General features: G+C 72.4%; 20 protein-coding genes. 13 read left to right on the top strand and 7 right to left on the bottom strand.

The features are described 5' to 3' along the window. Nucleotides 1-38: 38 nt before the first annotated feature. Nucleotides 39-1,109: an LLM class flavin-dependent oxidoreductase gene (locus FLX08_RS04615; RefSeq protein WP_142616934.1), complete on the bottom strand. Its 1,071-nt coding sequence runs from the start codon at nucleotides 1,107-1,109 to the stop codon at nucleotides 39-41. 414 nt (nucleotides 1,110-1,523) lie between these two features. On the opposite strand from FLX08_RS04615, the gene FLX08_RS04610 reads away from it, so the two are divergent. The 13 genes from FLX08_RS04610 (at nucleotide 1,524) to FLX08_RS04550 (ending at nucleotide 17,063) form a co-directional block, all read left to right on the top strand. Beyond that, nucleotides 1,524-3,239 carry an ABC transporter substrate-binding protein gene (locus FLX08_RS04610; protein WP_142616933.1) on the top strand — a complete coding sequence of 572 codons (1,716 nt, stop codon included), beginning with the start codon at nucleotides 1,524-1,526 and terminating at the stop codon, nucleotides 3,237-3,239. Between the two features lie 34 nt (nucleotides 3,240-3,273). Beyond that, the gene (locus FLX08_RS04605) at nucleotides 3,274-4,227 is read left to right on the top strand and encodes an ABC transporter permease (RefSeq protein ID WP_142616932.1); all 954 of its coding nucleotides are present in this window, start codon (nucleotides 3,274-3,276) and stop codon (nucleotides 4,225-4,227) included. A gap of 10 nt (nucleotides 4,228-4,237) precedes the next feature. Then, complete coding sequence (locus FLX08_RS04600; protein ID WP_142616931.1) at nucleotides 4,238-5,113, top strand: ABC transporter permease; 876 nt, start codon at nucleotides 4,238-4,240, stop codon at nucleotides 5,111-5,113. Further along, a complete protein-coding gene (locus tag FLX08_RS04595; protein ID WP_142616930.1) occupies nucleotides 5,110-6,774 on the top strand; it encodes a dipeptide ABC transporter ATP-binding protein in 1,665 nt (554 codons plus the stop codon). Before FLX08_RS04600 ends, FLX08_RS04595 begins: the two co-directional genes overlap by 4 nt. Nucleotides 6,775-6,784: 10 nt before the next feature. Beyond that, a complete protein-coding gene (locus tag FLX08_RS04590; protein ID WP_142616929.1) occupies nucleotides 6,785-8,023 on the top strand; it encodes an LLM class flavin-dependent oxidoreductase in 1,239 nt (412 codons plus the stop codon). 91 nt (nucleotides 8,024-8,114) lie between these two features. Further along, nucleotides 8,115-9,161 carry an LLM class oxidoreductase gene (locus FLX08_RS04585; RefSeq protein WP_142616928.1) on the top strand — a complete coding sequence of 349 codons (1,047 nt, stop codon included), beginning with the start codon at nucleotides 8,115-8,117 and terminating at the stop codon, nucleotides 9,159-9,161. Continuing rightward, a complete protein-coding gene (locus FLX08_RS04580; protein WP_142616927.1) occupies nucleotides 9,158-10,387 on the top strand; it encodes an acyl-CoA dehydrogenase family protein in 1,230 nt (409 codons plus the stop codon). The genes FLX08_RS04585 and FLX08_RS04580 overlap by 4 nt, the downstream gene beginning before the upstream one ends. A gap of 16 nt (nucleotides 10,388-10,403) precedes the next feature. Continuing rightward, a complete protein-coding gene (locus tag FLX08_RS04575) occupies nucleotides 10,404-11,456 on the top strand; it encodes an aldo/keto reductase (protein ID WP_142616926.1) in 1,053 nt (350 codons plus the stop codon). Between the two features lie 50 nt (nucleotides 11,457-11,506). Beyond that, entirely contained in the window at nucleotides 11,507-12,538 is a 1,032-nt protein-coding gene (locus FLX08_RS04570) for an aldo/keto reductase (protein ID WP_142616925.1), read from the top strand. A 1-nt stretch (nucleotide 12,539) separates the two neighbouring features. Continuing rightward, nucleotides 12,540-13,688 (top strand): LLM class flavin-dependent oxidoreductase, encoded by a 1,149-nt coding sequence (locus FLX08_RS04565; protein WP_142616924.1) that lies wholly within the window; start codon nucleotides 12,540-12,542, stop codon nucleotides 13,686-13,688. Further along, the gene (locus FLX08_RS04560; RefSeq protein WP_142616923.1) at nucleotides 13,685-15,019 is read left to right on the top strand and encodes an NtaA/DmoA family FMN-dependent monooxygenase; all 1,335 of its coding nucleotides are present in this window, start codon (nucleotides 13,685-13,687) and stop codon (nucleotides 15,017-15,019) included. Before FLX08_RS04565 ends, FLX08_RS04560 begins: the two co-directional genes overlap by 4 nt. Beyond that, entirely contained in the window at nucleotides 14,949-15,197 is a 249-nt protein-coding gene (locus FLX08_RS04555) for a hypothetical protein (RefSeq protein WP_142616922.1), read from the top strand. The genes FLX08_RS04560 and FLX08_RS04555 overlap by 71 nt, the downstream gene beginning before the upstream one ends. A 234-nt stretch (nucleotides 15,198-15,431) precedes the next feature. After that, nucleotides 15,432-17,063, top strand: a complete 1,632-nt coding sequence (locus FLX08_RS04550) for a WS/DGAT/MGAT family O-acyltransferase (RefSeq protein WP_142616921.1) — start codon at nucleotides 15,432-15,434, stop codon at nucleotides 17,061-17,063. Between the two features lie 21 nt (nucleotides 17,064-17,084). Here FLX08_RS04550 and FLX08_RS04545 read toward each other — a convergent pair whose 3' ends face one another. The 6 genes from FLX08_RS04545 to FLX08_RS04520 all read right to left on the bottom strand — a co-directional run bounded on the left by FLX08_RS04545 (nucleotide 17,085) and on the right by FLX08_RS04520 (nucleotide 22,768). Further along, on the bottom strand, nucleotides 17,085-17,684 hold the full coding sequence (locus FLX08_RS04545; protein WP_142616920.1) for a TetR/AcrR family transcriptional regulator: 600 nt from the start codon (nucleotides 17,682-17,684) through the stop codon (nucleotides 17,085-17,087). Between the two features lie 207 nt (nucleotides 17,685-17,891). Next, nucleotides 17,892-19,502, bottom strand: a complete 1,611-nt coding sequence (locus FLX08_RS04540) for a solute symporter family protein (protein ID WP_142616919.1) — start codon at nucleotides 19,500-19,502, stop codon at nucleotides 17,892-17,894. Continuing rightward, nucleotides 19,499-19,843, bottom strand: coding sequence for a DUF485 domain-containing protein (locus tag FLX08_RS04535; RefSeq protein WP_208761259.1), 345 nt, complete (start codon nucleotides 19,841-19,843; stop codon nucleotides 19,499-19,501). The genes FLX08_RS04540 and FLX08_RS04535 overlap by 4 nt, the downstream gene beginning before the upstream one ends. 200 nt (nucleotides 19,844-20,043) lie before the next feature. Further along, nucleotides 20,044-21,519 (bottom strand): sodium/solute symporter, encoded by a 1,476-nt coding sequence (locus tag FLX08_RS04530; RefSeq protein WP_244312414.1) that lies wholly within the window; start codon nucleotides 21,517-21,519, stop codon nucleotides 20,044-20,046. Between the two features lie 46 nt (nucleotides 21,520-21,565). Continuing rightward, the gene (locus FLX08_RS04525; protein ID WP_244312413.1) at nucleotides 21,566-22,000 is read right to left on the bottom strand and encodes a hypothetical protein; all 435 of its coding nucleotides are present in this window, start codon (nucleotides 21,998-22,000) and stop codon (nucleotides 21,566-21,568) included. A gap of 18 nt (nucleotides 22,001-22,018) precedes the next feature. Next, on the bottom strand, nucleotides 22,019-22,768 hold the full coding sequence (locus tag FLX08_RS04520; RefSeq protein WP_142616917.1) for a LytR/AlgR family response regulator transcription factor: 750 nt from the start codon (nucleotides 22,766-22,768) through the stop codon (nucleotides 22,019-22,021). Between the last annotated feature and the right edge of the window lie 119 nt (nucleotides 22,769-22,887).

Genomic DNA, 22,887 nt, shown 5'->3' with positions numbered 1-22,887 from the left:
CCGGCCCCGTCGTACGGCCGAGCCCAGCGGGGAGCGCCTCAGGCGGGACGACCGGCCGTCAGCAGAGGGAGCAACTGCTCGCCCTGGCGCCTGATCTCCGGCAGGTAGGGGGTGTCGGAGAGCACGAAGTGGGTGATGCCGAGGGCTTCGTACCTGCGCAGCGACTTCGCCACGTCCTCGGCCGAGCCGACCAGCCAGGTGGTGCCGGCGCCGCCCCCGCCGAACTTGCCGGGCGTGGTGTAGAGGTTGTCGTCGAGCACCTCGCCCCGCGCGGCCAGCTCCAGCAGCCGCTGCTGACCGACGGCGGCGTGCCTGTTCGGGTCGCGTTCGATGGCGCCCCTGGCCATCTGCGCGACCTTGGCCTCGGCGTCGGCCCAGGCCTGCTCGGTGGTGTCCCGCACCAGCGTGGTGATGCGCAGCCCGAACTCCAGCGGAGGGTGCTCGCGGCCGAGCCTGTCGCCGAGCCGCCGGAGCCGGTCGATCCGCTCGGCGACGCCGTCGAGCGGCTCACCCCAGAAGAGCTGTACGTCCGCCTCGGTGGCGGCCACCCTCTCCGCGGCCTCCGAGGCGCCGCCGAAGTAGAGCCGGGGGTGCCGGCGTTCACCCCGGACCACCGGCCGCGGCACCACCGTCGAGCCGGTGACGGAGAAGTGCTCCCCCTGATGGGTGACGTTCTCCTCGGTCCACAGCCGGCGCACGATCCGGATGAACTCCTTGGTGCGGGCGTAGCGGTGGGCCTGGTCGCCCTCGCTGTCGCCGTACGCGGCGAGGTTGTCCCTGCCCGACACGATGTTGACCATCACCCGTCCACCGGTGAGATGGTCCAGGGTCGCGGCCGCGGAGGCGAAGTTGGCCGGATGCCAGTAGCCGGGACGGATCGCGATCAGCGGCTGGAACGTCGCGGTCCGCGCGGCCAGGGCGGCGGCGACGGTGAAGGTGTCGGGCCGTCCCCAGCCGGTGCCGATGAGCGCTCCGCCCCACCCGTGCTCCTCCAGGGCCCTGGCGTGGCTGGTCAAGGTGTCCAGGCTGTTGTGGTTCGCGACGACGTCGTCGCCCCGGTGACCGGGCTCGGCCTGGTTGGGGATGTACCAGAGGAACTGCGGGCTCATCGACGATCTCCCTGTCCTGTGCGCGGGCGGATGTGACTGTGACTCAGATCACATAAAAAACCTAGTTCTCAAGTAGGTAAAGTGTAGTTCGTGATCGAGTTGCTTCGGTACTCCAGGCGCGAGATCGACTTCGCCTTCTTCGCGGGCGCGCTCTGTCGGCGCTGAACGGTTCTCGCGCCGTTCGCGGGACAGCCCGCATCGGTTTCGCGAAGCCCGTCTGTCATCAGGGCCGCGCCACCGGCCCTGACCCATGTCGCCGGCCATACGTCAGGCGGCCGCGACCGTCATCCACCTCATCGTCCGCGCGCACTGTGCACCCGCGCGCCCTGTGCACCCGCGCACCCGGAGCGGTGGCGCTTCCCCCTCGTCCCGTCCGCCGCCTGGCCCTTGCCCCGTCAAGCACGAGGAACGTTCATGTCAGACCTTCGCACCGCAATCGAGCGCGCCACCCCGAGGCGCAAGAGATGGCCCTGGGTCGCCGGGGCCGTCGCCGTCCTCCTGGTCGCCGGAGGCGGGTTCGCCCTCACCCGCGGGGACGCCTCCACCGGCCGGGCCGCCGTCGCCGGCGCCCCCGTTCACGGCGGCACCCTGCAGTTCGCCCTCATCGACTACCAGCGCAGCCCCGACCCGCAGTGGGGCACCAACTACGCGGAATCGCTCATCGGCAACAACGTCACCGACAAGCTGACCTGGCAGGACCCGGACACCGGAGAGGTCACCCCGTGGCTGGCGGAGTCCTGGGAGTACAACAAGGACCTCACCGAGTTCACCTTCCACCTGCGCAGGGACGTCACCTTCAGCGACGGCAGCCCGTTCGACTCGGAGGTGGTCAAGGCCAACTTCGACCAGTACGTGCACGGCGACGAGAAGCTGGGCATCAACCCCAACGGCGCCATCCTGCTGCCCGGCTACATCGAGACGCTGACCCCGGACCGCTACACCGCCGTCGTCCGCTTCGAGAAGCCGCTCGCCAGCTTCCTGCAGGCCTCGTCCTTCACCGCCAACGCGCAGCCCGGCTTCCTGTCGCCGTCGACGCTGAAGCTCAGCGCGGAAGAGCGGACGGACCCGAAGAAGGTGATCGGCACCGGTCCTTTCGTGTACGAGTCGTGGCAGCCGCAGGTCAAGACCGTCCTCGTCAGGCGCAAGGGCTACAACTGGGCGCCGCCGGCGCTGAAGCACAGGGGCGAGGCCTACCTCGACAGGATCGTGTTCAACACGATCCCCGAGGCCAGCGTCCGGACCGGCTCGCTCACGTCCGGGGCCGTCGACGCCACGCTCGACGTGGGCACCACGGACGAGAAGCCGCTGGCCGACCAGGGATTCAAGATCATTTATCGGGGCGTCTCCGGCACCTCCATCTTCTTCAACCTCAACTCCCGGCTCTTCCCGACCGACGACATCGCGGTGCGCAGGGCGATCCAGCTCGGCTGGGACCGCGAGGCGATCAGGAAGACGGTGCTCACCGGCTCCTACTCCGTGGCGACGTCGGTCCTCGCCCCCTCGGTCCCCGGCTACGTGGACTACAGCGGCTCGGTGCTGAGGTACGACCCCGAGGAGGCCGGGCGCCTCCTCGACGAGGCCGGGTGGAAGGAGGGCCCGGACGGCATCCGGGTCAAGGACGGCAGGAAGCTCGTGGTCAAGCTGCTCGGCATCAGCAACCTGGTGGCGAACAAGCCGGCGTACGAGTCGATCCAGCAGGACCTGAAGAAGATCGGCATCGACCTGCGGCTCACCGTCGTCCCCATCCCGGATTACACGGCCCTGCTGACCAAGGCGAAGACCGACTGGAACGTCGTCGCGGCCAACCGCTCGCGCAACGACCCCGCGGTCCTCAACCTCCAGTACGGCCCGGCGCTCGGCAACGGCTCGTTCGTCACGAAGGAGTCCCCCGGGATCGACGTGGACGAGGTCACGCGGACCCTGGGCAGGCTGGAGCTCACCCTCGACCCGGCGACGCGCAAGCAGTACGCCAAGGCGGCGCAGGACCTCCTGCTCGACAAATACGCGCTGGTGAACCCGGTCTACAACCCTTCGCAGGTGATCGCCCACGCGGACCACGTCCACGGGATCATCTTCGACGCCCAGTCCCGCAACCACTTCGTGGACACGTGGAAGAGCAACGGGAAGTGACCGCCGGCGGCCATCTGCCCGTGGAAGGAACGTCGTGCTGCGCTACCTCGCGCTGAAGATCGGCCGGGCCCTGTTCGTGGTCTGGGCCGCGTTCAGCCTCACCTTCGTCCTGCTGTTCGTGCTGCCGGCCGACCCGGTGGACCTGCTCTTCGACCCCGCCGAGGTCAACGCCGTGCCGCCCGAGGTCCGCGAGCAGGTGGCGGCGGGCTACGGCTTCGACAGGCCGGTGATCCTGCAGTATCTGACCCGGCTCGGGCACGCGCTGACCGGCGACTTCGGCACCTCGGTGCAGTCGGGACGGCCGGTCGTCCCCACGATCCTCGACGTGCTGCCGAGCACCCTCCTCCTCGCCGCCGGCGCCCTCGCGCTGGCGCTGGTCATCGCCTTCGTGATCGCGCTCGCCGCGACCTCGGCCCGCCGTGCGTGGGTTCGCGACCTCGTCGAGGCGCTGCCATCGGGCGCGGTCTCCGTGCCGGTCTTCCTGTCCGGCATCCTGATGCTGCAGATCTTCTCGTTCCGGCTCGGCTGGTTCCCCGCCTTCGGCGACAGGGGCGCGCGGAGCCTCGTCCTGCCGCTGATCACGCTGGCCATCCCGGTGTCCGGCCCGATCGCGCAGCTCCTCGTCCGCAGCTTCGCGACCGAGTTCCGCTCCGGCTACGTCACGACGAGCTGGGCGAAGGGGGCCACCCGCGGCGGCATCATCGTCCGCGACGTCTTCCGCAACGCCGGCCTGCCCGCGCTCACCATCGCCGGCATCACGTTCGGCAACCTGATCGCCGGCTCGGTCATCACCGAGACCGTCTTCGCCCGCCAGGGCGTCGGCCGCATGACGCAGGCGGCGATCAACACGCTGGACGTCCCGCTCGTGCAGGGGACCGTCGTGCTCGTGGCGGCCGGCTTCGCCCTGATCAACCTGATCGTCGACCTGATCTATCCGCTGCTCGACCCGCGGCTGCGGGCCGCGCTCGCCACCGGCCGAGCCGCGTGAGGAGGAGGTGATGACCGTCGAACTCGACGCGCTCGCGGCGGGCCGCCGGGCCGGCTTCGCCCGCCCGATCGCCGGGCGCCTCGGCGAGCTCACGCGGCAGCCGATCCTCGTGGCCTCCTGGCTCGTCGTGCTGGTCGTGATCGGCTGGGCGGTCGCCCCCGGCCTGTTCACCTCGTACGGCCCCTACGCGGGCGACGCGTCCGCGAGCTTCCTGCCGCCGAGCGCCGAACACTGGTTCGGCACCGACCGGCTGGGCCGCGACCTGTTCGCCCGCAGCGTGTACGGGGCGCAGACGACCCTGACCGCGACCCTGCTCGCCGTCCTCATCGCCTTCGGCGTCGGCACCCTCGTGGGGCTGATCGCCGGCTTCGCCGGAGGAATCGTCGACACCGCCGTCATGCGGGTGATCGACGTGTTCCTGGCGATCCCCAGCCTGCTGCTCGCCATGGTCGTGGTCTCGGTCCTCGGCTACTCCACGCAGAACATCGCCCTGGCGGTGGGCATCTCCTCCATCGCGTCGTTCGCGCGGGTGATGAGAGCCCAGGTGCTCGCGGTCGTGACCCAGGACTACGTCAAGGCGGCGTACGGCCTCGGCGTGGGCCGGCTGGGCGTGATGCTCCGGCACGTCGTCCCCAACTCGCTCAGCTCGGTGATCGCGCTGGCGGCGCTGGAGATCGGCACGGCCGTGCTCGCCGTCGCCTCGCTCGGCTTCCTCGGCTACGGCGCACCTCCGCCGCAGCCGGAGTGGGGGCTGCTGGTGGCCGAGGGCCGCGACTACGTGGCGGTCCATCCCTGGGCCTCGATCCTGCCGGGCGCGGCGCTCGCCGTCGTCGTCATCGCCACCCACCGCATCAGCACCTCCTACCGGAAGGACCACCGCCGATGACCGACCCACATGCGGACAGGCAGGACCCGCTGCTGCGGATCACCGGTCTCGTGATCGACTATCGGGCCGGACGCCGCCGGTGGACGCCGGCCGTACGCGGCGCCACCCTGCACGTCGGGCCGGGCGAGTTCGTCTCGCTCGTCGGCGAGTCGGGCTCGGGCAAGACCACCCTGGTCCAGGGCGCGCTCGGCCTGCTGCCGGAGTCCGCGCGGATCCGGGCCGGTTCCATCGCCTACTCCGGCGTCGACGTCACGGGCTGGAACGACCGGCGCATGGCGTTGGTGCGGGGCAACTACGTGGGCTTCATCCCCCAGGACCCCAACACGTCGCTGAACCCGGTCAAGAAGATCGGCCGGCAGGTGATCGAGGCGGTCCGGTTCAACGAGCCCGAGGCCCGCGACGCCGCGCAGCACAGGCAGGCCGCGCTGGACAGCATGCGCACGGCCGGCCTCAAGGACGCCGAGCGGGTGTTCCACCACTACCCGCACGAGCTCAGCGGCGGCATGAAGCAGCGGGCGCTCATCGCGATCGCGCTGGCGGGCAAACCGAAGATCATCGTGGCCGACGAGCCCACCAGCGCGCTCGACGTCACCGTCCAGAAGGTCATCCTCGATCACCTCGTGCGGCTGCGCGAGGAGCTCGGCATCGGCATCCTCCTGGTCACCCACGACCTCGGCGTCGCGCTCGACCGCTCCGACCGGATCCTGGTCATGCGCGACGGCGAGATCGTGGAGGAGGGCCCGGTCCGCCGGGTGCTGGAGAACGCGGCCGACGACTACACCCGCAGGCTGCTCGACGCGGCGCCCGCCCGGCACTCCGGGCGGCTGGAGCCGGCGTCGGGCCCGCGCCCGCTGCCCGGCCGTGAGGTGCTGCGGGCGCGGGGGCTCACCAAGACCTACCGCCTGCGCGGCCGGGGCCCGCGGCGTGAGCTGCGTGCCCTGGACGGCGCCGACCTGGTCGTACGCGAGGGCGCCACGCACGCCATCGTCGGTGAGTCCGGCGCGGGCAAGTCGACGCTGGCGAGCATCCTGGCCGGTTTCGCCTCGCCCGACAGCGGCACCGTGCACCTGGGCGACCGGGAGCTGACCGGTCTGTCCCGGAGGCGGCTGCGGGAGGTCCGCCGGGATCTGCAGTTCGTGTTCCAGAACCCCTTCACCTCCCTCGACCCGCGGTTCACGGTGAGCGAGATCGTCGCCGAGCCGCTGCGCGCCTTCGGCCTCGCGCGGGGCAGGCGGGAGCGGACGGCCCGGGTGACCGAGCTGCTGAAGGCGGTGGCGCTGGACGAAGAGCACCTGCACCGGCTGCCGGGCCAGCTCTCGGGCGGCCAGCGGCAGCGGGTCGCGATCGCCAGGGCGCTGGCGCCCAACCCCAGGATCCTGGTGCTCGACGAGGCGGTGAGCGCGCTGGACGTGTCGGTCCAGGCCCAGATCCTGCGACTGCTGGTGGACCTGCAGGCCGAGTATGGCCTCAGCTACGTGTTCGTGACCCACGACCTCGGCGTCGTACGCCTGATCGCCGACGACGTGTCGGTGATGAAGGACGGCGTCGTGGTCGAGACCGGCCCGGTCGAGCAGGTGTTCCGCTCACCGCGGCACGACTACACCCGGCAACTGCTGGAGGCGATCCCGGGAGCCGGGCTCGCCGTCGCCGGCGCACGCTAAGGAGATCGCCGTGTCACGCCGACTGCACCTCAACGTCAACATCCTCAACGCGGGCGTCTTCGGGGGCTCATGGCGGTTCCCCGGCACCGACGGCACCGCGAGCTACACGATCGAGCACTACACCTCGATCGCGAAGAGGGCCGAGCAGGCGAAGCTCGACGCCGTCTTCCTCGCCGACGGCCCGTCGCTCGACCCGCAGATCAGGCACCGTACGGCCAACAACCTGGAGCCCACGACGGTGCTGGCGCGGATCGCCGCGCAGACCGAGCGGATCGGCCTGATCGGGACGCTGTCGTCGTCCTACAACGACCCGGTCGAGCTGGCACGCCGTCTCGGCGACCTCGACTACGTCAGCGGCGGCCGCTTCGGCTGGAACGTGGTGACCACCGCGGGAGCGGTGGCAGCGCGCAACTTCGGCCGCACGAGTGAGCCCGGCCACGCGCTGCGCTACCGCCGCGCCGCCGAGTTCACCGAGCAGGTCGTCGCCGCCTGGGCGGCCCGCACCGCGCTCGTCTCCTCGCAGGGCCGGCCGGTCGTGGTGCAGGCCGGCGGCTCCAGCGACGGCCGCAGGCTCGCCTCCCGCGTCGGCGAGGTGATCTTCTCCGCCGACCAGGACATCGAGCACGCCCGCGCGTTCCGCGCCGAGATCCGCGCGGGCGCGGCCGCGTTCGGACGGCGGCCCGAGGACGTCGTGGTCCTGCCCGGGCTGTCGACCGTCGTGGGCGGCACCGAGGCCGAGGCGAGGGCCCGGCGCGAGCTGCTGGACGAGATCCTCCCCCGCGAGTACGCCCGGGGCCGGCTCGCCGGCCAGCTCGGCATCTCCCTGGACGGTTTGTCCGACGACGAGCCGATCCCGCCCGAGCTGCTCGTCGCCCCCGACGAGGCCGGTGGTTCCCAGACCTTCTACCGGATGGTCAAGGCGATCATCGAAACGGAACGGCCGACGCTCGGCCGGCTGCTGAAGAAGCTCTCCGGCGGCGGCGGTCACCGGATCGTCGTGGGGACGCCGGAGCAGATCGCCGACGACATCGAGCTGTGGTTCCGCACGGGCGCGGCGGACGGCTTCAACGTGATGCCCGACGTGCTTCCGTCGGGATTCGACGACTTCGCCGGCCACGTGGTGCCCGAGCTGCGGCGGCGCGGCCTGTTCCGCACCGACTACGAGGGGACGACCCTCCGCGACCACCTCGGGCTCGGCCTCCCCGACGCCGGGCCGTACGAGCTCCGCCCACTAGAGCCGGCCCTGTGAACGGCCCTGTGAACGGCCCTGTGAACGGCCCTGTGAACGGCCCTGTGAACGGCCCGCGACGTCCCGTCCCACAACCGAAAGCGGTCTTGTCATGAGTCCAGTCATCCAGCTCGCTCTCGCGGTCGGTGAACCGGCCGCCCCGCCCGCCGCAGGACCGGCGCGGGGACCGGTGCCGGTGCCGCTCACCGGAGCCGCCGCCGTCGCGGCGGCCGCGCGAGAGGCCGGGATCGCGGCGATACGGCTGCTCGACGGGGTGGCCGCGGGCCACGTCCTCGACCCGACCGTGGTGGCGGCCTACCTCGCCGGCCTCCACGACGGTCTCCACGACGGTCTCCACGCCGGCCTCGGCTACATCGCCGAGGTGCCGACGACCCACAACGCGCCGTACAACACCGCACGCCGCGTGCTCTCCCTCGACCGGGCGACCGGCGGCCTGGCCGGTGTCGCGCTGCGCGCGGGCGGGAGCGACGAGGTGAGCCAGGCCACAGCCCCCGGCCCCCACGCCGCCGGCCCCGCCGCGCGGTGGAGCGAGTACGCCCACGTGCTGACCCGGCTGTGGGAGTCGTTCCCGCGCGCGGCGCTGATCGGCGACCAGGAGGCCGGCGTCGTGGTCGACGACGCCCTCGTCCGGCCCGTCGACCACGAGGGGGCCTTCTACCGGGTCGCCGGGCCGCTTGACGGTCCCTCGTCGGCGCAGGGACGCCCGGTCGTCGTCGCCGACCTCGGCGACCCGGACGTCCTGGACGTGACGGCGGTCGCGCGGTCCGCGGACGTCGTCGTGGCCGGCCGGGAGCGGGCGGCCGGGGCGGACGCCGCGCTGACGGAGGCACTGCGGCGAGCCGGCCGCTCCAGGAAGGAGGTCGCGCTGCTCGGCCGGGTCGAGATCGCCGGGGACGACCTCGGCCCCGGCGACGCCGCGACGGCCGCCACCCTCGCCGGCGAGCTCCGCGACTGGGCCCGCGAGCACCGGCTGGACGGGTTCGAGCTGGTGCCCACCGGGGGCGCCGACGCGGTGATCGCCGCGATCCGGGCGCTGACGCCCCTGCTGACGGACACCGCCGGTTCGCCTGCCTCTCCGCGCCCGCTCACGCTGCGGGCCGCGCTGAGCCTGCCCGATCCCGCGGCGGTGGCGGCGTGACCCCCGGGCCGCTCGCCGCGGGCCACGCCGCCGCAGACCACGCCGCCACCGGCTACACCGTGGACGGCATCCGCGCCGCGGTCTCCCCGATCCTGCGGCGCCTGCGCGCGGGTGCGCGCGAGCGCGAGCTCACCCGCCAGTACGCGTTCGACGACGTACGGGCGCTCGCCCGCGAGCGGATCACGCTGATCGGCGTCGCCGAGGAGGACGGCGGCGCGGGCGGGTCGGTGCGCGACGTGGCCGACCTCGTCATCGCCATCGCCCGCGCCGACTCCAACGTGGCCCAGGCGCTGCGCAGCAGCTTCCTCACCGCCAATCAGGTGGCGAGCCGGCCGGACCTGCCCAGCCGGGAGACGACCCTGCGGCGGCTGCGCGACGGCGACCTGTTCGCCGGCACCTCCAACGAGCGCACCGGCGGCGCCAGCGGGTCGGTCACCACCACCATCCGGCGTGACGGCGGCGGATACGTCATCAACGGCGAGAAGTACTACTCGACGGGCGGCCTGTACGCCTCGTGGTTCTCCGGCCTGGCCAAGGACGAGTCGGGCACCGTGCTGGGCTTCACCCTTCCGGTGGACCGCGAGGGCGTGGAGCGGCTCGACGACTTCGACGCGGTCGGCCAGCGGCTGACCGCGAGCGGCACCACCCGCCTGGTGAACGTGCGGGCGTACGAGGACGAGGTCGTGGTCCGCGACAACAGCCTGCTCGACAACCCGTGGCTGGGCGCGTTCGCCCAGCTCTACCTGGCCGCGGTCGAGGCGGGCATCGCCGCCGCGGCACTCGACGACGCGGTCTGGTTCGTCCGGGAGAAGGCCCGGCCCATCAAACACAGCACGGCGGCCAGGAGCGTCGACGACCCCTACGTGCGTCAGACCGTCGGCGAGATCGCCGCCCGGGCCCAGGCGGCCCGTTCCGCGGTGCTGTTCGCGGCCGAGGTCGTGCACGGGGTGCGCGGCCTGACCGGTTCCCGGGCGCGTGCGGCGGGCGCGGAGGCCGCCGTCACCGTGGCGCAGACCGGTGTGATCGCCATCGAGTCCGCCCTGCGGGCCGCCGAACTGCTCTTCGACGTCGCGGGCGGCTCGATCACCAACCGCGACCTCGGCTTCGACCGCCACTGGCGCAACGCCCGCACGGTCGCCAACCACAACCCCCGCCAGTGGAAGGCGGCCGTGGCGGGCGCCTACCACCTGACCGGAGAGGAACCGCCGACGAGCGGGCTCTTCTGAACACCGAGAGGACACCATGACCGACAAGGCCACCCGGACGCTCGGACGCACCGGCGTCCTGGTCAGCCCGCTCACGCTCGGCACGATGAACTTCGGCCGGTGGCAGGAGGAGGCCGAGAGCACGAGAATCATCCGGGCCGCCCTCGACGCCGGAATCACTGCCGTCGACACCGCCGACGTCTACGCCCAGGGCGTGTCGGAGGAGATCGTCGGCAAGGCCGTCAAGGGCCGCCGCGACGAGGTCTTCCTCGCCACCAAGTTCCACGGGCAGATCGGGGACGACCCCCGGCACGCGGGCAACTCGCGCCGCTGGATCGTCCGCGCGGTGGAGGACAGCCTGCGCCGGCTCGGCACCGACCACATCGACCTCTACCAGGCGCACCGGCCCGACCCGCGCACCGACCTGCTGGAGACGCTGCGCACGCTCGACGACCTGGTCCGCCAGGGCAAGATCCTCTACTACGGCACCTCGGTCTTCCCCGCGCACCGGCTCGTCGAGGCGCAGTGGCTGGCCGACCGGCACGGGCTCGTCGCCCCGCACACCGAGCAGTCGCCGTACTCGCTGCTCGTCCGCGGCGCCGAGCGCGAGGTCTTCCCCGTCGCGCGCACGTACGGCATCGGGGTTCTGACGTACGGCCCGCTGGCCGCGGGCTGGCTGTCGGGCAAGTATCGCGTCGGCGGCGAGCAGCCGGAGTCGGCGCGCGCCGGCCTCATCCCCGGCAGGTTCGACGTCACCCTCGAACGCAACCGGCGCAAGCTCGCCGCCGCCGACGCACTGGCCCGGCTCGCCGAGGACAGCGGCCTCACGCTGGTCGACCTGGCCCTGGCGTTCGCGCTCAACCACCCCGCGGTGAGCAGTGTGATCATCGGCCCACGCACGATCGAGCATCTGGACGCCTACCTCAAGGCGGCCACCGTCGAGCTGAGCGAGGACGTCCTCGACCGGATCGACGAGATCGTCGCCCCGGGCACCCACTTCGTCGAGCGCGACACCGGCGGCGACACCCCGTCTCTGCAGCCGTCCGCGCTCCGCCGCGCCCGCGCGCACGGCACCACCGGCGACCACTGAGAAACCGGCGACCGGTGGAAAACCGGCGACCACTGAGAAAGGGCATCGACTTGAGCTACGGCGCTTACGACACGACCTACGCGGCGGCCGAGGACCGCTACGAGAAGGTGGAATACCGGCGTGCCGGGAACTCCGGTCTCGACCTGCCGGCCATCTCCTTCGGCCTGTGGCAGAACTTCGGTCTCGACCGCCCGTACGAGACCCAGCGCGAGATCGTGCTGCACGCCTTCGACCTGGGCATCACCCATTTCGACAACGCCGACAGGTACGGCCCGCCGCACCGGGCCGCGCAGAAGTTCTTCGGGACGCTGCTCAGGCGGGAGCTCGCGCCGTACCGGGACGAGCTGGTCCTTTCGACCAAGGCCGGCAACCCGATCGGCCCCAGCCCCTACCTGAAGGGCGGCTCGCGCAAGTCGCTGCTCACATCGCTTGAGCACAGCCTGCGCGACCTGGGGACCGACCACGTCGACATCTTCTACAGCCACAGCCCCGACCCGGCGACGCCGCTGGAGGAGACCGTCGGCGCCCTCGTCAGCGCCGTGCAGCAGGGCAAGGCGCTCTACGTGGGCATCTCGAACTACGCCCCGGAGCGGGCTCGCGAGGCCGCCGAGCTGCTGCGCCGGGCGGGGGTGCCGCTGCTGGTCCACCAGCCGCGCTACTCGATCTTCGACCGCCGCCCCGAGCTCAACGGCCTGCTCAAGCTGGCCGCCGAGGACGGGTTCGGTCTCGTCGTCTACTCGCCCCTGGCCCAGGGGCTGCTCACGGACAAGTACCTCGCCGGCATCCCCGCGGACGCGCGAGCCGGCAACAGCGCGTTCCTGTCGCCCGACGTCATCGACGGCACCTACCGGCGGCGGGCCGCCGCGCTCGACGACATCGCCAGGAAGCGCGGTCAGTCGCTCGCGCAGCTCGCGCTGCAGTGGGTGCTGCGGCAGCCGCAGGTGACCTCGGCGCTCATCGGAGCCAGCTCGACCGCGCAGCTCGACCACAACGTCAAGGCGCTCGGCTTCCCGCCGCTCACCGAGGAGGAGCTGGCGCTGCTCGACGAGCACGGCGTGCACGGAACAGGACTGAGGCTCTGACATGGGCGACCTCACCACGACGATCGGGGCCGGCGTCGACGACGGCCGGCCCTTCCGCCTGGGCTTCCTGCTGCACCTCGACGGCGACCTGCCGCCGGGCCGGGCCTACCGTGAGGCGATCGACCTGTTCGTGGCCGCCGAGGAACTGGGCTACGACTCGGGATGGGTCATCCAGCGGCACTTCCGCCAGGGCAACGAGCACGTTTCCGCCCCCCTGGTCGTGCTCGCCGCGATCGCCGAGCACACCACGCGCATCCGGCTGGGCACCGGCGTGCTGGTGCTCCCGCTGGAGGACCCTCTCAAGACCGCCGAGGACGCGGCGACGCTCGACGAACTCAGCGGCGGCCGTCTCGAACTGGGCGTGGGTTCGGGTCCCTTCCCGGGCGCCTGGGAGGCGTTCGGGAAAGATCTGGCCGACCGGCACCGGCTCTTCGACGCCTCGGTGGCGCGGCTGCACGAGGTGCTGGAGGGAACGACGCTCAACAGCCTCGGCGAGGTGCTCCACCCGCCCGCGGCCGGACTGCGGCGGCGGCTGTGGCAGGCCACCACCGGTGATCCCGGACTGGCGCACGCGGCGGCGGCCGCCGCCGGACGCGCCGGTGACGGGCTGCAGCTCTCCCGCGCCACCGCCTGGCGCGGCGGCACCGTACGCGAGGCGCAGCGGCAGCAGGCCGAGTGGATCGCGGCCTACCGCGCGGCCCACGAGGAGGCCCAGGAGGAGGGCCAGGAGGAGGGCCACGAGGAGGCCCACGAGGAGGCATGGCCCGAGCCCGGCCGCGCGCCCCGGGTGCAGGTCTCCAGGGCCGTCTATCCCCACCCCGACCGGGCGGAGGCCGTACGCCTGGTCACGCCCGGCGTCCGGCGCTGGCAGAGCTGGCTGTCCTCCCGCCGCGAGGTCGCGGCTCTCGGCGTCGAGGAGTATCTGGAGGCCGACCACGCCCTGCTCGGCCCGCCGCAGGCGCTCGCCGCCGAGCTGGCCGCCGATCCGGCATTGCGCCGGATCACCGACCTGCTGGTGAACTTCGTCCCCGGCGTGCCCGAGTTCGGCGAACACCTCCGGCTGCTCACCTCCGCCGCGCGAGAGCTGGCGCCCCTGCTCGGCTGGCGTCCCGCGCGGCAACCCGTCACGGTCCCGGGCGGCACGCGATGAGCGGGTTCCATCTCGCCCTGTCGCTGATGACGCCCGGCCACTTCCGGCACGCCTGGCGGCTGCCGCACGCCGACCCGCTGGCCCACCTGGACATCGGCCACTTCCAGCGGCTGGCGCGGATCGCCGAGGAGGCGAAGATCGACGCGGTCTTCCTCGGCGACGCCCCCGCGCTGGGCGGCGAGATCGAGGAGGCGCCCGGCACCGGGCTCGACCCGCTCGTGCTGCTGGGCAACCTGGCGGCGATCACCACGAACCTCGGGGTGATCGCCACCAGTTCGACGACGTACAACTCGCCGTACAACCTGGCCCGGCGGTTCCAGACGCTCGACCACGTGACCAGGGGCCGCGCGGCCGTCAACGTCGTCACCACCGGCACGCCGGCCGCGGCGGCGAACTTCGGCCTGGCCGAGCATCCCGGCAAGGAGACCCGCTACCGCCGGGCGCACGAGTTCCTCGATGTGGTCACCCGGCTGTGGGACGGCTGGGAGCCGGACGCGATCGTCGCCGACAAGCAGAGCGGCCGCTACGCCGATCCCTCCCGCGTCCACCGGCTCGACCACGAGGGCGAGTTCTTCTCGGTGGCCGGGCCGCTCCCGGTCGGACCGGGGCCGCAGGGCCGTCCGGTCATCGTCCAGGCGGGCGGCTCCGAAGGCGGGCTCGCCCTGGCCGGCCGCTTCGCGGACGTCGTGTTCACCGTGGCGCAGACCCGGGCCAAGGCCGTCGCGTTCCGCGACGACATCCGCCGCCGCGCTGCCGCGGCCGGCCGCCACCCCGACGACGTGAAGGTGTCTCTCGGCGTGGTGGTGCTCGTCGGGGCGACCGAGGAGGAGGCCCGGCGCCGGGAGCGCGAACTGTACGCCACGCTGCCGGTCGAGCGGCTGACGAGGGTGCTGCTGCGGAACCTTGGCCTGCCTGAGGACGGGTGCGGTCCCGACGACCCGATCGCCGCCGGCGACCTGCCCGCCGCCGTTCCCGGCGACGCCTTCTCCGCGGGCTTCGGCGCCTCCACTCGGGCGCTGCTCGCGGAGGGCCCGCGCACACCCCGTGAGCTGGTCCAGCGCAGCGCCGGCGGATCGGGGCACCGGCTGCTCGCGGGGTCGGCCGAGCAGGTCGCCGACGACCTGCAGGCGTGGTTCGAGGCGGGTGCGGCGGACGGCTTCACGGTCATGCCGGCCGACACCGCCGTCGACCTGGAGAACTTCGCCAGGCTCGTGGTGCCGATCCTCCAGGAGCGCGGGCTGTTCCAGCGGGAGTACGGCCATGCCACGCTCCGCGGCCGCCTCGGGCTGCGCCTGCCGCACCGGCGGCGCGCCGTGGCGGCCACTGGGTGAGGGCAGGTTTGCGCGGGCGATCAGAAGAGGACTACTCGACCACCACGGCGAGCACTACCGGATCGAGGCGGGCGGGCTGGCGGAGCGGATCGCTCCGGTGCCCGGCGTCTACTTCGGCGGCGCGTCCTCCGCCGGCGAGCACGTCGTCCCCCGCCTCCGATCCCTCGTGGCGGCCTGACCCTCGCGGACTGCGGGGGCCGACCGTCTCCCACAGGTCAGGGATTCGGCTGGACATTCCCCGGCGGTACGCGGGAGACACGCGGTGGAAACACCCCGCGGCGATGATGGTCACGGTGCGCGTGCGGGCGATCATCCTGCGCCGGGGAAACCGGCTCCGGTCCCGGTGAATCCCCGGATGCCGGCGAACGGCCCCGCGGCGGCCCGGGCGGCGTGAGCGGGGAGGATGGCTGAGATGCGCCAGTTGACGGCACTCGACGCGCAGTTCCTGAGCGTGGAGTCGGCGACGACCGCGACCCACGTGGCGGGCGTCGCCATACTCGACCCGTCGACCTCGCCCTCCGGCGCTGTGACCAGGGAGGCGCTGCTCGCCCTGCTGCGCGAGCGACTGCACCTCGCCCCGCCGCTGCGGATGCGGCTGGCCGACGTGCCCTTCGGGCTCGACCGGCCGTACTGGCTGGACGACCCGCACGTGGACCTCGACGCGCACGTGCACGAGACCACGCTCCCGGCGCCCGGCGGGGAACGGGAACTGGCGGCCTATGTGGCGAGCGTGCACGCGCGGCGGCTCGACCGCCGGCGGCCGCTGTGGGAGGCGCACCTCATCCACGGCCTGGAGGGCGGCCGGTGCGCGCTCTACACGAAGGTGCACCACTGCGCGATCGACGGCGTGTCGGGCTCGGAGATCCTGACCGCGTTGCTCGACCCGTCACCGGAGCCGCGCCGGGTGGAGACGCCCCCGGCCCCGGCGCCGTCACAGGCGCCCGGGATGCTCGCGATGCTCGCCGGCGCGATCACCCGGTCGATCGTCCAGCCGGTGGAGACGCTGTGCTCGCTCGCCCGCGCCGCCGCCGACCTGGACGCGATCCCGGTGGTGGCGGCGCTGCCCGACGCCCGGCGCCTGGCCCAGGCCGCCCGCGTGATCGCCGGAGACGCGCGCCCACTGCCTCAGACGCCGCCGCTGGTCGCGCCGCGCACGCCGTTCAACGGCCCGATCTCCGGGGAGCGGGAGGTCGCCCTCGGTTCCGTGCCGCTGGCGGAGGTCAAGAAGGTGGCCAGGGCCTTCGGCATGGGCCCGAACGATGTGGTGATGACGCTGTGCGCGTCGGCGCTGCGGCGCTGGCTGCTCGCCCACGACGCGCTGCCCGACCGGCCGCTGGTGGCCGCCGTGCCGGTGGCGTTGCGCTCCCGGCGGTCGGCGGGCGCGGGCGAGCCGTCCCCGGACTCGGCGGGCGTCGGCAACCGGATCTCCGCGATGATCACGCCGCTGGCCACGGACGTCGCCTCTCCCGCGGAACGCCTGACGGCCGTGCGCTCGGCGCTGGCCGCCGCCAAGCGGCGCTTCGCCGTCTCCCACCGCACGTGGCTCGATGACGTGTGCGCGATGGTGCCGAACGCCTTCGCGGCGCTGGCCACGCCGGTGGTGTTCCGCCTCGCGGGGGTCGCGGGGGCGGGCGTCAACCTCATCGTGTCGAACGTGCCGGGGCCCCGCATGCCGTTGTATCTGTGCGGCGCCCGGATGCTCGCCTACCACCCGCTGTCGGTGGTCACCGACGCCACCGGGGGGATCAGCATCACCTGCGCGTCGTACGACGGGCGGCTGGACTTCGGCGTCGTCGCCTGCCCGGCGCGGTTGCCCGACGTCTGGAGCATGATCGGTCACCTGCGCGAGGCGATGGACGAGCTCCTGGCCCTGCTCGAGGACTCCGCCGAGGACTCCACCGGCGACTTCACCGGCGACTCCGCCGACGGCCCGGCCCCGCACGGCGACGCTCCCGCCGTACGGCCCCCGAATGAGCCGGATGAGCGGGAGGAGCCGGATGAGCGGGAGGAGCCGGATGAGCGGGAGGAGATGGTGCCCGCCTGACCTTCGGGGTTGCGTCCCTGGTCAGTGCAGGGCGCCCGCGATCAGCTCGGCGACCGCGTCGGGGTCGATGTGATGGCCGGTGAGCAGGCAGATGCTCTCCTGGTAGAGCAGGACGGCGGCGAAGGTCGCGGCGGCGGCCTCCAGCCGGGCCGCGTCACCCCGCCCGCCCGGCAGGGCGAGCTCCAGGGCGAACCTGGCCCTGCGGATGATCTCGGTGTTCAGGCGGCTCAGACGCTCCCGTACGGACAGGTGCGTGTCGGCCTCCCGGAACAGGATGCGCCGCATCGCGGGGGACGCGCGCAGCGGCAGCCTGCGGGCGAGCCGCGACAGCGCGCCGGCCGCGTCGCCGGGCACCGCCTCCACCTCCTCCTCGATCACCACGGTGCGCTCGTCCACCAGCGAGATCAGCACGTCGATCTTGCGGGGGAAGTAGTGGAAGACCAGGCCCTTGGGCACGCCGGCGAGTTCGGCGATGCGCGCGGTGGGCGTGGCCTCGTAGCCGCCGCCCGCGAACAGTTCCTCGGCGGCGTCGAGGATGCGGGTGCGGGCGTCGCCGTCGGCCGGCTGCTTCCTTCTCCGCGAGCGGGACCACGCCTTGGCGGTCTGGAGAGGGCTGTCCACGGACCGAACCTTAACCACAGTGGGTGCCCCAACACCATGACGCGAGGGACAGGGCAGGCATACGCCCGGCCGCGGGCCCCGCCCGACTGGCACAGCGCCTGCGCCGAATGGGCACAGCGCCCGCGGCCGGGCGCACCGGGGTCGCCGGCCCTCGGCGGCGGTGGGAGGCGGCGCCTGGGGCCGGCGACGTGTGGCCTCAAACCGGTGTCAGTGGCTCGTGGCCTTCTCGGAGCCGAGGCCGGTGAGCGAGCGGACCTCGATCTCGGCGTACTTCGAGCCGTTGTACTCCTTGCTCAGGATCGTGCCGAGGTAGCCGCACAGGAAGCCGATCGGGATCGAGAAGATGCCCGGGTTCGACAGCGGGATCAGGTGGAAGTCCATTTCGGGACGCATCGCCGTCGGCGAGCCGGAGACGACCGGCGAGAAGATCACCAGCACCACGGCGGAGATGAGGCCGCCGTAGATGGCCGAGACCGCGCCCGCCGTGTTGAACCTCTTCCAGAACAGGCTGTAGAGGATCGCCGGAAGGTTGCCCGACGCGGCGACCGCGAAGGCCAGCGACACGAGGAAGGCCACGTTGAGCGACTGGGCGAAGATGCTCAGCGCGATCGCGATCGCGCCGATCACGAACGCGGCGATCCTGGCGACCACGACCTCCTGACGCTCGGTGGCGTCGCCCCGCTTGAACACGTGCGCGTACAGGTCGTGGGCGAAGCTGGAGGAGGACGCGAGGGTCAGGCCCGCGACGACCGCGAGGATCGTGGCGAACGCGACCGCCGCGATGACCGCCAGCAGGACGGTGCCGCCGACGTCGCCGAAGATGTCCTGGCCCACCTTCTGAGCCAGCAGCGGGGCCGCGGTGTTGCCGGCCTTGTCGGCCTCGGCGATCGTCTTCGAGCCCACCAGGGCCGCGGCGCCGAAGCCGAGCACCAGGGTCAGCAGGTAGAACGCGCCGATGATGCCGATGCCCCACATGACCGACTTGCGGGCGTCCCTGGCGGTCGGCACGGTGTAGAAGCGGATGAGGACGTGCGGCAGGCCGGCGGTGCCGAGCACCAGGGCCAGGCCGAGGCTGATCAGGTCGATCTTGCCCCAGACGCCCTGGGCCTCGGTGCCGTACTTGAGACCGGGCTTGAGGAAGGCGTCGCCCTTGCCGCTCGCGTTGGCGGCGTCGCCGAGCAGGCCGGACAGGTTGAAGCCGAACTTGCCGAGCACCAGCAGGGTGATCAGCGCGGCGCCGACCATGAGCATGACGGCCTTGACGATCTGCACCCAGGTGGTGCCCTTCATGCCGCCGAACACGACATAGATGATCATCAGCAGGCCGACCGCGATGATCGTCCAGATCTTGCCGGCCTCGGAGTGGACCCCGAGCAGCAGGCCGACGAGCGCGCCCGCGCCGACCATCTGGGCGAGCAGGTAGAAGATGCTCACGACGATCGTGGACACGCCGGCCGCCGTACGGACCGGGCGCGGCGACATGCGGAACGCCAGCACGTCGGCCATCGTGTACTTGCCGGAGTTGCGCATCAGCTCGGCGACGAGCAGCAGCGCCACCAGCCAGGCGACGAGGAAGCCGATCGAGTAGAGGAAGCCGTCGTAGCCCGACAGCGCGATGATGCCGGCGATGCCGAGGAACGACGCGGCCGACATGTAGTCGCCGCCGATCGCCAGGCCGTTCTGCAGGCCGCTGAACGACCGGCCGCCGGCGTAGAAGTCCGCCGCGCTCTTGGTGTTGCGGCTGGCCCAGAACGTGATGGCGAGCGTGCCGGCAACGAAGATAACGAAAAGGATCGTGGACAGCGTCTCGTGACTCACTTGGCGCCCTCCCCGACCTCGTCGCGGGTCTCGGCCCCGCCGCGCAGCTCGTCGGCGATCGGGTCGAGCTTGGCCGCCGCGTGCCGCGAGTACGCCCACGCGATCAGGAACGTCGACACGAACTGCAGCACACCGAAGACGAGGGCGACGTTGATGTTGCCGAACAACTTGGCGCCCATGAAGTCCCGGGCGAAGCCCGACAGCACCACGTAGAGCAGGTACCACACCAGGAAGGCGACGGTCATGGGGAAGGCCCAGGACCGGTAGCGGCGGCGCAGCTCCTGGAACTGCTCACCCGCCTGTATACGTTCATAGACCGATGGATCGTGCTGGACGGTCACAAGATCTCCTTCGACAGTGATCTGGATCACTTCAACGTAGGAGTGCGCCCTGTGCGGCGACGAGTCCCGGGGGCCGCCGAGTCGCCCAGCCGTAGCGCCCGCTCGTTCACATGGCGCATCCGTGCGACGAATGGTCGGTTGCTCGCGCCGAGCGGTCACCCATGCGTTCCATGAAACGCGGCCGCAGTGAAACTGCCGGGCTACATGAAGCGCGGACGCCAGTCGCCCCGGTCGACGTTCAACGTCTCCGGCGTGTGCAGGCGGACCATCGTGCGCGCCACGCCGCGCGGCACCCGCGACGGCGTCAGCAGCGACACCACCACCATGACCGTGAACGACACGGGCACCGTCCAGGCCGCCGGCTCCGCGAGCAGAGACCCCTCCCAGCCGCTGTGCGGGCCGCCGATGATCGTGATCACGACCGCCGTGCAGGCCAGCCCTCCTCCGGCCAGCAGGCCGGCCATCGCCCCCGCCGTCGTCAGCCTGCGCCACCAGATGCCGAGCACCAGCAGCGGGCAGAACGACGAGGCGGCCACGGCGAACGCCAGCCCCACCACGGTCGCCACCGGCAGCGACCGGGCCACGCCCGCCAGCGCGAACGGCACGAGCACCGCGAGCACGGTCGCGACCCGGAACGCCCGCACCCCGCCGCGCAGGATGTCCTGAGCGATCACCCCCGCGACCGACACCGTCAGCCCTGACGACGTCGACAGGAACGCCGCGAACGCCCCCGCGGTCACCAGCGCGGTCAGGAACTCGCCCACCGGCCCGCCGACCAGCCGGCCCGGCAGGGCGATGACCACGGTGTCGCTCTGCGGCATGCCGTAGACGTGGCCGAGGTAGCCGTACACCGCGGGCATCAGATAGAAGGCGCCGAGCAGCGTCAGCACGACGAGCGTGGTGCGGCGGGCGGCCCGCCCGTCCGGGTTGGTGTAGAAGCGGACGAGCACGTGGGGCAGCCCCATCGTCCCGAGGAACGTCGCCAGGATCAGCGAGTACGTCTCGTAGACCGGATGCTCCTGGCCGTGCAGCGGCAGCACCCACTCGTCCCCGGGAGCGAGCCCCGGTCGTCCGTCGGACCACCAGGCCATCAGCATGAACACCAGCGGCACCGCCAGCGCGGTCAGCTTCAGCCAGTATTGGAACGCCTGGACGAACGTGATCGACCGCATGCCGCCCGACAGCACGTTCGTCGCGACCACCGCCGCCACCAGCAGGCTCCCCGTCCACGGCGGCGCCCCCGTGATCGTACGGAAGACCAGCCCGGCGCTCTGGAACTGCGGCATGAGGTAGAGCCAGCCGATCAGCACGACGAGCACGCTCGACAGCCGCCGCACCGCCATCGACTCCAGCCGCGCCTCGGCGAAGTCGGGCAGCGTGTAGGCCCCCGACCGCCGCAGCGGCGCCGACACCAGCACCAGCAGCACGAGATAGCCGCCGGTCCAGCCGACCGGCAGCCACAGCATGTCCGCGCCGAAGGTGAGGATCAGCCCCGCGACGCCGAGGAAGGAGGCCGCCGACAGATACTCCCCGCCGATAGCCGAGGCGTTCCACAGGGGCGAGACCGTGCGGGAGGCGACGTAGAAGTCCGACGTGGTGCGGGACACCCGGATGCCGAACGCGCCGATGAGCACGGTCGCCAGCATCACCAGCACGACCGCGACGATCTGGTTCACCGGCGCGCCGTTCTCGCCGGCGCTCCCCAAGGCCGGCGCACGGTCGTCATCGGCGCTCCACGAGGTCGGCGAAGTCGCGTTCGTTGCGTTCGGCCTGCCGCACGTACAACCAGGCGCCCCCGACGAGCGCCGGATAGATCAGCCCCGCGAGCACGACCCACGGCAGCGGCAGCCCGAGCAGCTCGGCCGCGCGCAGCTCCGGGGCCAGCAGGAACAGCAGCGGCAGCCCGCCCACGACGCAGGCGAGCAGGCTGCACACGAACAACGCCAGGCGAAACTGGGTGCGCACCAGGGAGCCCATGTAGACCTCGCCGAGGCGGGTCTGCTCGTCGATCTCCCGGGTGAGCGGGTGCCGTGGCCTGGGCGCCGCCGCCGTGCGCGGGCTGGTGACCACCACCCTGCGGGGCTTCCCGCTCGCCGCCGCGCCCTCGCCCTGTCCGCGCGTTCCGGTCGCCGCCGCCCTGCGTGGCTTGCCGGTCATCGTGCCCTCACCGCCCGCTCACCGGCCCTGGCCCCGGCGGGCCCGGCGGACGAGCAGGTCGCGCAGCTCACGGGTGTGGCGGCGGCTCACCGGGATCTCGGTCTCCCCCACCCGCACCACGCACTTGCCCGAGTCGATGTGCAGCTCGTCGATGTGTTTGACCGCGACGAGATGGCTGCGGTGGACGCGCAGGAACCCCGCCGACGCCCAGCGCTCCTCCAGCGTGGCCAGCGGGATGCGGACCAGGTGGCTGCCGGTCGCCGTGTGCAACCGGGCGTAGTCGCCCTGCGCCTCGACGTACCGCACCTCGGTGCTGGCCACGAACCGGGTGACGCCGCCCAGCTCGACCGGGATCGTGTCCGCCTGCGGCCCCTCCCCCGGCTCGCCCCGGCTGCCGCACACCCGGCGGATCGCCTCGGCGAGCCGCTCCGGTCGTACGGGCTTGAGCAGGTAGTCCTCGGCCTTCAGCTCGAAGGCGTCCACGGCGTGGTCCTCGTACGCCGTCACGAAAACGATCTTCGGTGGGCGGGTGAACTGGGTCAGCAGCCGGCCCAGCACCACCCCGTCGAGCCCGCGCATGCGGATGTCGAGGAAGACCGCGTCGATCGGCCTGCCGTCCGCGATGGCGCGGTCGAGCAGCCGGAGCGCGGCGGCCCCGTCGCGGGCGGTGAGCACGTCACCGATACGGGGGTCGGCGCGCAGCAGGTAGGCGACGTCCTCCAGCGCGGGCTGCTCGTCATCCACCGCCAGAACCCGCAGACCGCTCACGATCACCCCTTTCACCGACCGATCCCCTAGAGAGTGATGACCGAAACGTGTGGAAGTCAACGCCTCCCCATCACGACCGCATCACGGCTGGGATCGCGGCGGCCCAGGGTCAGCCCGGA

The sequence above is a fragment of the Microbispora hainanensis genome (genome assembly GCF_006874475.1).
In the GTDB taxonomy this organism is placed as follows: domain Bacteria; phylum Actinomycetota; class Actinomycetes; order Streptosporangiales; family Streptosporangiaceae; genus Microbispora; species Microbispora hainanensis.
The sequence above is the reverse complement of the archived record's forward strand: the minus strand, read 5'-3'. Positions and strand labels throughout refer to the sequence as shown.

What these genes read in the sequence shown, in the direction of transcription:
- FLX08_RS04550 (WP_142616921.1), top strand. Translation starts at nt 15,432, where the DNA reads ATGCGCCAGTTGACGGCACTCGACGCGCAGTTCCTGAGCGTGGAGTCG.
- FLX08_RS04555 (WP_142616922.1), top strand. Translation starts at nt 14,949, where the DNA reads ATGCCACGCTCCGCGGCCGCCTCGGGCTGCGCCTGCCGCACCGGCGGC.
- FLX08_RS04615 (WP_142616934.1), bottom strand. Translation starts at nt 1,109, where the DNA reads ATGAGCCCGCAGTTCCTCTGGTACATCCCCAACCAGGCCGAGCCCGGT.
- FLX08_RS04585 (WP_142616928.1), top strand. Translation starts at nt 8,115, where the DNA reads ATGAGTCCAGTCATCCAGCTCGCTCTCGCGGTCGGTGAACCGGCCGCC.
- FLX08_RS04560 (WP_142616923.1), top strand. Translation starts at nt 13,685, where the DNA reads ATGAGCGGGTTCCATCTCGCCCTGTCGCTGATGACGCCCGGCCACTTC.
- FLX08_RS04610 (WP_142616933.1), top strand. Translation starts at nt 1,524, where the DNA reads ATGTCAGACCTTCGCACCGCAATCGAGCGCGCCACCCCGAGGCGCAAG.
- FLX08_RS04595 (WP_142616930.1), top strand. Translation starts at nt 5,110, where the DNA reads ATGACCGACCCACATGCGGACAGGCAGGACCCGCTGCTGCGGATCACC.
- FLX08_RS04575 (WP_142616926.1), top strand. Translation starts at nt 10,404, where the DNA reads ATGACCGACAAGGCCACCCGGACGCTCGGACGCACCGGCGTCCTGGTC.
- FLX08_RS04525 (WP_244312413.1), bottom strand. Translation starts at nt 22,000, where the DNA reads ATGACCGGCAAGCCACGCAGGGCGGCGGCGACCGGAACGCGCGGACAG.
- FLX08_RS04565 (WP_142616924.1), top strand. Translation starts at nt 12,540, where the DNA reads ATGGGCGACCTCACCACGACGATCGGGGCCGGCGTCGACGACGGCCGG.
- FLX08_RS04600 (WP_142616931.1), top strand. Translation starts at nt 4,238, where the DNA reads ATGACCGTCGAACTCGACGCGCTCGCGGCGGGCCGCCGGGCCGGCTTC.